At 60.1% G+C, this 6935-nt stretch carries 8 protein-coding genes and 1 pseudogene; 6 read left to right on the top strand and 3 right to left on the bottom strand.

The genetic code is table 11. The features are described 5' to 3' along the window. The first annotated feature begins 121 nt into the window (after window positions 1–121). On the top strand, window positions 122–568 hold the full coding sequence (locus tag EN943_RS33140; RefSeq protein ID WP_281060870.1) for a hypothetical protein: 447 nt from the start codon (window positions 122–124) through the stop codon (window positions 566–568). Between the two features lie 228 nt (window positions 569–796). On the opposite strand, the gene EN943_RS33135 is transcribed toward EN943_RS33140, so the two are convergent. Both EN943_RS33135 and EN943_RS33130 read right to left on the bottom strand, forming a co-directional pair. After that, window positions 797–1174, bottom strand: a complete 378-nt coding sequence (locus EN943_RS33135; RefSeq protein WP_164778508.1) for a VOC family protein — start codon at window positions 1172–1174, stop codon at window positions 797–799. An 87-nt stretch (window positions 1175–1261) separates the two neighbouring features. Next, window positions 1262–2071 carry an SDR family NAD(P)-dependent oxidoreductase gene (locus EN943_RS33130; protein WP_127416154.1) on the bottom strand — a complete coding sequence of 270 codons (810 nt, stop codon included), beginning with the start codon at window positions 2069–2071 and terminating at the stop codon, window positions 1262–1264. Window positions 2072–2117: 46 nt separating this feature from the next. On the opposite strand from EN943_RS33130, the gene EN943_RS33125 reads away from it, so the two are divergent. Then, window positions 2118–2510 (top strand): helix-turn-helix domain-containing protein, encoded by a 393-nt coding sequence (locus EN943_RS33125; RefSeq protein ID WP_127416153.1) that lies wholly within the window; start codon window positions 2118–2120, stop codon window positions 2508–2510. A gap of 100 nt (window positions 2511–2610) precedes the next feature. Here EN943_RS33125 and EN943_RS33120 read toward each other — a convergent pair whose 3' ends face one another. Next, entirely contained in the window at window positions 2611–3504 is an 894-nt protein-coding gene (locus EN943_RS33120) for a LysR family transcriptional regulator (RefSeq protein ID WP_127416156.1), read from the bottom strand. A 116-nt stretch (window positions 3505–3620) separates the two neighbouring features. On the opposite strand from EN943_RS33120, the gene EN943_RS33115 reads away from it, so the two are divergent. The 4 genes and pseudogenes from EN943_RS33115 to EN943_RS33100 all read left to right on the top strand — a co-directional run. After that, a complete protein-coding gene (locus EN943_RS33115; RefSeq protein ID WP_245476066.1) occupies window positions 3621–3884 on the top strand; it encodes an Atu4866 domain-containing protein in 264 nt (87 codons plus the stop codon). A 76-nt stretch (window positions 3885–3960) separates the two neighbouring features. Next, complete coding sequence (locus tag EN943_RS33110; protein WP_127416151.1) at window positions 3961–5340, top strand: NAD-dependent succinate-semialdehyde dehydrogenase; 1380 nt, start codon at window positions 3961–3963, stop codon at window positions 5338–5340. A 323-nt stretch (window positions 5341–5663) separates the two neighbouring features. After that, a pseudogene (locus EN943_RS33105) lies at window positions 5664–6164 on the top strand (tyrosine-type recombinase/integrase); the annotation flags it as partial. A 547-nt stretch (window positions 6165–6711) separates the two neighbouring features. Then, the coding region (locus EN943_RS33100; RefSeq protein ID WP_164778507.1) for a TetR family transcriptional regulator at window positions 6712–6935 on the top strand (224 nt) is incomplete at its 3' end.

The raw sequence follows: 6935 nt of genomic DNA, 5'->3' as shown, positions 1-6935 counted from the left end.
CCGAGACACCACCGCAGATGTTCAGGTTTCGAACTTCGAAAGTCGACAAGAGGCAGTCGGAAACCGCAAGGGCTTCTGATTGGAAGCGTGACGCCGCAACCAGGTATCCGCCGAGGCGACAATCCGTTATGAGATGTCGGAGTGGGCGGTCGATGCGCTGGAGGGCAGGGGCAACGGGCGCGTGATCTGCCGTGACCCGAAGAACGGGTCGACGCGCACGATCCTGCGCGGGCTGATCTTTCCCAAAGGCGTCACGATCTGCCGCGATGGCCAGTCGCTGCTGTTCGCCGAAACCTGGGCCTGTCGCATCAACCGCTACTGGTTCGACGGGCCGGACAAAGGCAAACGCGAAGTCTTCCCCGACAACCTCAACCTCGGTTCGGACGGCACCTACTGGATCGCCCTGCTCGGCATGCGCACCAAGACCTTCGACCTGGCAATGCGCAAGCCGGCCTTCCGCCGCCGCTTCGCCAAGCGCATCGCCGCGGACGAATTGATGTTCCCCAACATCAATCGCGGCTGCGTGCTGCGCGTATCGGCGACCGGCGAGATCATCGATGCGCTCTGAGACAGAGCCGGCGAAAACCATCCTTCGATCACCTCGACCTGCGAGCACAGGGGCGGGCTCTATCTGGGCGGCGTGTCCAACAACCGCATCGGTCGCGTCCGCATCGAGGGCGCCGATCCGCAATGGACTTCGCATGATGACTATTGGGGGAAGCGCTGAAGGGGGACCTCGGCGCATCTGTCCGCAGCCTGTTTTCGGCAGGCATCGTACGCGAACCACACGATCCTGTTAATCGGCGCCCTGATAGACACCCTCTACATTGTTACTGGCCGGATCAATCACAAAAGCCGCATAGTAGTTCTCGTGATATTTGGGGCGCAGGCCCGGCGAACCGTTGTCTCTCCCGCCGGCCGCGATAGCTGCGGCGTAGAAGGCATCGACCTCGCTTCTGCTCCTCGCCTCAAAAGCCAGGTGGAAGGGCGCTTCTACTGCGGAGGTCGCTTGCCCGACGAAAAACTCCACCCGCTCACGACCATAGCCGCCGGTCAGGCCGTCGGGGCGCTCCGCCAAGAACTTCTGCGTAATGCCCAGCGGTGCCAGAGCCCCCTTGTAGAACGCATTCACTGCGGCCGAATTGCCGACCTTGATGCTGATGTGATCGAAGATACTCATAATTATCCTTTGGGCCCACGCCGCATACTGGTTATGCGTCTACTGCTGATTCTTTCGGTTGCAGAGCATTTGCTCTAATTGCTAGATCGTAGGAAGCATCCCGCCATCCAACCGAATATTCGATCCCGTGATGTAAGCCGCTCTGGGACTGACAAGGAAAGAGATGGTGTCTGCGATCTCTTCCAACGTACCCACCCGATTCATAGGCACCTGTGCGAATAGGGACAGGACCGCCTTCTCCACATCCTGCCATGGCGCGTCCGCAGGGATACCGCGATCGAATGCGACCTCGCGGAACTTCATGTCAAGCTTGGCGCTGTGTATTGTACCGGGCGAGATAGCGTTCACGGTGATGCCTTCTGCCGCGACGGCCGTCGCCATCGATACGGTCATGGCGAGCATAGCAGCCTTTGCTGCGGAATAATCGGGATTGATCGGCGGAGGCATTAGAGCCGCGAGGCTCGATATATTGATGACTCGGCCCCATTTTGCCAGCCGCATCCCTGGCAGCAGCGCTTTGGTAACCCTGAGGGCAGCGATTACGTTGCGGTCGTAGGTCGAGGCCCAAGATTGGGGTGATGCATTGCCCCAATCCTCCCCTGGGCCAGACCCGCCGGCGTTGTTGATCAAAATCCCAATTGCCCCGCCAAGTCGTTGTGCCTCCACCGCCATTGCGGCGACGTCCTCCTCAACCGTTAGGTCGCCAGTCACACAATGAGCATTGCCACCAACGGAGGCTATCTGTTGCTTCACCTGCTCCGCCGCGTCTCTGTCGCGACCATGAACGATGACCGTCGCCCCTTCTTGCGCAAGTCCCTTTGCCACGGCCTCCCCGATACCCTTGCTGCTTCCCGTTACGAGCGCGACCTTTCCATTCAACTGTAAATCCATGATCCAATCTCCTATTTGTAGTCGAACATCAGATAGGAGGCTGCCTATGGAACTGGCAAGAACGCACCAAAAAGTGCCTGTCCCATCAAATGTCCGAATAGCTTGCTTGGGACCCGATGGGGCGGTCGCTCATGTGACACGCACGCTTCGCATGATAGGCGGGCGTTGGAAGATGCCGATCCTGTTTCGCCTCTATGCCGATCCAGCCATGCGGAGCTCCCAGTTGCTTCGCGACATACAGGGTATTTCCCAAAAAATGCTCACACAGCATCTCCGCGAGTTAGAAAAGGAAGGATTGGTTGACAGGAGGGATTTCGGCAAGCGGCCACCGCGTGTCGAATATCGGCTGACTGCAATGGGATATGCTCTGATGCCGGTTCTCCTGGCGGCAAGACAATTTTCGGAAGATCACCCGGACTGCAGGCAGGCTGGAGGCTAGGCAGCACGGATTTCGGGCCTGCGTGCACATTTTGCCGAACTCCTTGTCGGCGTTCTGCGCGATCTATGTTTTCAGACCGCTTCAACGACACCGCAGCGATTTAGGGTTTCTCCGCCGCGCGCCGGACGAAGCGCACAAAGTTTGCCGTGATGACGCTTCGGTCTTCCGAGCGGGTGGCGAGCGCCAGGCGCGCCACGGGCGCGTCCCCCTTGATCGGAAGGAAGCGGACACCAGGGATAGCGGCGTTCGCCATCCGTGCCGGAACGATCGAAACGCCGAGTTCCACCGCGACGAGATTGGCGATGGAGGTTATCTGTGGCGCCACCTGGCCGATGATGGGCTCGAAGCCGGCGCGGCGACACGCATCGATTATTTCGTCGTAGAGCGCCGAGCCCAAAAGCCGTGAGAAGAGGATCAGCGGCTCGCCGGCGAGGTCCTTCAGTTCCACGGCATAGAGGTGGGCGAGACGATGTTCGGCCGGAACGACGATCATCATGCTTTCAGGCGGCAAGGGCAGCACGGCAACGCCTGAGATCGGCTCCCTTCCCGGGCGAATGAACACCGCGTCCAGCCGTTGATGCGTCAGCCGATCGAGGAGTTGAAGGCTGTTCAACTCCTCGAGCGTCAGCTCTACCTCCGCGTAGGTTCGGCGGAACTGACGCAGCGCTTCGGGCACAAGATTGTTAAAGGAGGTCGAACCGGTATACCCCACCCGGAGATGTCCAACCTCACCGCGTCCGCCCCGCTGCGCCATGCGAACAGCTTGGTCGACGCGCTCGAAAATCGAGGGGACTTCGGCGAGGAACGCCGCGCCCGCCTCGGTAAGTTCCGCTCCTTTCGGCACGCGGCGGAACAGCCGTACCCCAAGTTCGGCCTCCAGATCGTGGATCTGGCTGCTCAGGGGCGGCTGCGCGATACCAACTCGCTCTGCCGCGCGCCGAAAATTCAGCTCCTCGGCAACGGCGAGGAAGTAGCGAAGGTGCCGTAACTCCATAAGAATCATGATACATTAAATGTATCAAAAATAATAGTTGATATATTGGAAGTGGCGCTCGCGCCAAGCTATTTCATTGTCCAGGCGGCGACCGATGGCGAGCCGCTTTCCGAACAATGGAGACGAGCATGGCAAGCGAACCATCTTCGCCCTTCGTGGGCATGTGGGTGACCAAGGACGGCTACATCCGCCAGGAGCTGTTTCCCGACGGTCGCTACGACGAGGCGCGCGGCGACCGAAAGCACGCCTACCAAGGCCGCTACGAGATGACGGGCAACCACATCCGTTACTGGGACAACACCGGGTTCGAGGCGGACGGCGAGTTCATCGACGACGTGCTCCACCATGTCGGCCTGACGTTCCACCGCGAGCAAGCCTGAAACGACGACCTGATGCAATCAACACCCGGCTCGCGGGCGGTAATGGCCGCTCTCGATCCTAACAAAGGAATCTCCCATGATTACCGTTTACAATCCCGCCAACGGCACTGTTGTCGGCCAAGCGCCCGAGTTGTCCCTGGACGAGGTGAAGGCCGCAATCAACCGCACTTGCGCGGCCTTTCCAACCTGGTCCCGCCGGCTTGCCAAGGAGCGCGGCGACCTGCTGCGGGCTTGGTTCGACCTCGTCAAGATCGATAAGCGCATCTTCGCCGAGATCATAGTGCAGGAGAACGGCAAATGCCTCTCGGAGGCGCTGGGCGAAATCGATTATGGCCTCGGCTTCATCGAATGGTATGCGGAGGAAGCCAAGCGCGTGTACGGCGACACGATCCCGACCCACGCTACGGGCGCTGCGGTGATGGTCCTGAAGGAGCCGATCGGGCCTACTGCCGCGATCACGCCCTGGAACTTCCCGTTCATGATGATCTGCCGCAAGATCGCGACGGCGCTCGCCGCCGGCTGCACGATGATCATCAAGCCGTCCGAAGAGACGCCGCTCACCGCCTACAAGCTGCTAGAGTACGCACGCCGCGCCGGCCTTCCGGAGGGCGTGTTCGAGATGGTGACGGGCAACCCCAAGGAAATTGGTGAGCTGTTCACCGGTGATACGCGCATCCGCAAAATTTCCTTCACCGGCTCGACTGCGGTCGGAAAGCTGTTGGCGTCCGCGAGCGGTGCAACGCTGACCAAGATGACGCTTGAGCTGGGCGGCAACGCTCCATTCATCGTCTTCGACGACGCCGAGTTCGACGAGGCGCTTGCTGGGATCGTCGCGGCCAAGCTGCGCAACTCCGGTCAGGTTTGCATCTCTCCCAACCGCATCTACGTGCAGGACGGCATCTATGACCGGTTCGTCGCGGCGCTGGCGGTGCAGGTGGCGAAGCTGGAGGTCGGCGACGGCATGCGTGAGGACTTCGTTGTGGGGCCACTGGTCAATCAGACGGGCTTCGACAAGGTGGCCGCGCTGGTTGACGACGCGCGGGAGCATGGAGCCCGCTTGGTGCTCGGAGGCAAGCAGCACGCGCTGGGCGGACTGTTCTACGAGCCCACCATCCTCGCGGACATCGGCGACGACGCGCGGATGGCGCAAAACGAAATCTTCGGGCCTGTCTTCGCAGTCTATCGCTTCCAGACCGAGGAAGAGGTGGTCGCGCGCGCCAACAACACCGAATATGGGCTGGTCGCCTATGCCTACACCCGGGAATTCGGCCGCGCCTTCCGGCTGTCGCGAGATATCGAGGCTGGCATGGTCATCCTCAACTCGGGTTCGGTCGGCACGTCGTCGGTCCCCTTTGGCGGCGTGAAGCAATCCGGCTACGGCCGCGAGGGCAGCTATTACGGCATCGAGGAATATGTCGAGGTCAAGTACGTTCTGCTGGCCGGCCTCAACCGCTGAAGCGCTTTCGCCGGGGGGATCTTCAACACTGCGCCCGCTGCGGCTGATGCCGCGGCCGTGCCTTTCAACGGCCCTTCCACCTCATGACGACTCCCCCACTCTCTTGGCAGCCAACTGCTCGCCATGGCCGCGCAGTGGGTTCGTGCATGGCGGCGCAAAGCCGTCAAAACCCACGATGAACTGAACGGGTTGAGTGCTGCCTTCGCGAGCAACGCTCAACCGTTCCGCTGGATAATCGGACGCATCGCCTCCGCAGAAAATGGGTAATCCCACGCAAATTGCACCGATTGGCGTCAGCCAGTTGGTGGCAAAGCGTGCTGGGCAGTTGCCGGCGCCTGACCGACAGCAAGGAAGGAGCGTCAGTGCGTCCGATCGGTTTGCCGGTCCTGGAATACCACGAGGGTCGCCACGAAGAGGAACAGAGCGCCGAAGACTATGTCTTTCCCGGCTGGGAGGATGACACGCCATTCGGGAGCTTCCCAAGGCACTGGACGAAGCTACTCGAGAAGACCGACCTAGCCGGCATCACACCCCATGTTCTGCGGCACAGCTTCGCCAATGACCTTGGGTTCACCGAGGCAACGATCGCCGCCTTGGTCGGGCATTCACGAGGGTCGGTGACGAGCCGCTACATCCACACTGTGGACACCGCGCTCATCATGGCGGCCGACAGCATCGCCGGCTACATTCAGGGCCTGCTTGACGGAGTCGCCTTCAGCCACACCTTCTATGCGCTCGATCGGCCTTCCAGGAAGTCAGCACTTGGGCATTTCCTTGGACAGACAAGTCCTGCAGCGCTTGAAGCAAGCCGCCCTGCCCCCTGATCAAGGGCGACTTACCGTCCTGGCCGAAGGTAGCCAAGAAACTCGAGCCGTCGAGCGACTCGACGGCGTCTGGCGCGACGCGAGGATGCCGCCAAGGTCTTGCCGAGCATCTGTTTTCGGCGCGTTTTGGACATCATCTGACGGCTGCTTTTGGGCCGAAACGAGAAGGACCCCTGTCGGGGGAGCGGACGGGAAAGACGCGCCAGCGGTCGGCGGCATCGATGTCGTGCCTCACGAACTGATACATCGTGCCCGAATCGTCCTCAGGCACTTGCGTTCGATACAGGTACTTTTCGCGCAACTCGGCGATCGAATTCGGCACGACGGCCCGATGTTGAGCTTTGTCAGGGAGGGCACGTATGATCGACTTCGCACCCACCAGCATGAGATGAAGGCATGCGGGCGGGTTTGTGATGTTTCCCTGAAAATTTCAGTTGTTTTATAGACCGAATGGTTCCATATAGCATTCATGGTCGAAAGCACTCAGATATCCCGCTCCGTAGGACGCCCCCGCGAATTTGAGCTTGAAGAGGCTGTTCGCAATGCCATGGACGTATTCTGGGATCGTGGATATCACGACGCATCGCTTCCCGACCTACTCGATGGCATGAATCTATCCAGAGGCAGTTTTTATAAGGCGTTTGTCGACAAACGAGGTGTTTTTCTTCGGGCCCTTGATGCCTATACTGATGACGCTGTCCGGAAAGCAAGTGAGACGCTGAATTCCAACGCTTCTCCTAAAGCCGCTATTCGCGAAGCATTTTCGAATGT

The sequence above is a fragment of the Mesorhizobium sp. M7A.F.Ca.US.006.01.1.1 genome (genome assembly GCF_003997935.1).
GTDB lineage: Bacteria > Pseudomonadota > Alphaproteobacteria > Rhizobiales > Rhizobiaceae > Mesorhizobium.
Note: the sequence above shows the minus strand (reverse complement) of the source record. Positions and strands in the feature narration are given on the sequence as shown.

Excerpts from the sequence above, each read along its gene's own strand:
- EN943_RS33115 (WP_245476066.1), top strand. The coding sequence starts at position 3,621 with ATGGAGACGAGCATGGCAAGCGAACCATCTTCGCCCTTCGTGGGCATG.
- EN943_RS33110 (WP_127416151.1), top strand. The coding sequence starts at position 3,961 with ATGATTACCGTTTACAATCCCGCCAACGGCACTGTTGTCGGCCAAGCG.
- EN943_RS33120 (WP_127416156.1), bottom strand. The coding sequence starts at position 3,504 with ATGGAGTTACGGCACCTTCGCTACTTCCTCGCCGTTGCCGAGGAGCTG.
- EN943_RS33125 (WP_127416153.1), top strand. The coding sequence starts at position 2,118 with ATGGAACTGGCAAGAACGCACCAAAAAGTGCCTGTCCCATCAAATGTC.
- EN943_RS33130 (WP_127416154.1), bottom strand. The coding sequence starts at position 2,071 with ATGGATTTACAGTTGAATGGAAAGGTCGCGCTCGTAACGGGAAGCAGC.